1 protein-coding gene is annotated in these 426 nt (G+C 50.2%); it reads left to right on the top strand.

Translation table 11 applies throughout. The features are described 5' to 3' along the window. Positions 1-161 precede the first annotated feature (161 nt). The gene (locus tag B9Q17_RS17925) at positions 162-344 is read left to right on the top strand and encodes a hypothetical protein (protein ID WP_094626215.1); all 183 of its coding nucleotides are present in this window, start codon (positions 162-164) and stop codon (positions 342-344) included. The last annotated feature ends 82 nt before the right edge of the window (positions 345-426 follow it).

The following is a 426-nucleotide window of genomic DNA, read 5'->3' as shown; positions in this document are numbered from 1 at the left end:
AATAGCTCGAATTATAGCGCACTTCCGCTTAGGAATTAACCAGACGGAACACTAGCGGTCAAATTTGACCACCTTTTTGGTTTGGGTGTTAGAAAATACGGAGCCAGTTCAGCGTTTCAGAGTTGGTATACACTGGTAGGAAATACGGAGCACGAATCGATATGAATACAAAGCGCCCAACCGAAAAAGAATTCTTGGACGGCCTAAATGCCCACACGGCCCATGCCGATGAACTGGCGGAACCACTGCCCCAAGAACTAAACCCGCTGGAGCGCCAAGAAGGTTCCGTTCAGGGTTATACTCGGCCAACTAAAAAGGACGAGAATAATGGCTACCGACGATGAGCATGCGACTGACTCCACATCGGTTTTTTGCGGCCAATCCGGTCGGGGTGGACTGGGTTTGTGGTGACCTGCATGGCGAGTT

This window comes from Marinobacter vinifirmus (genome assembly GCF_002258215.1).
GTDB classification, from domain to species: domain Bacteria; phylum Pseudomonadota; class Gammaproteobacteria; order Pseudomonadales; family Oleiphilaceae; genus Marinobacter; species Marinobacter vinifirmus.
This window is presented reverse-complemented; position numbering and strand designations above follow the sequence as displayed.

Coding starts and splice junctions, on each gene's coding strand:
- B9Q17_RS17925 (WP_094626215.1), top strand. CDS start 162: ATGAATACAAAGCGCCCAACCGAAAAAGAATTCTTGGACGGCCTAAAT.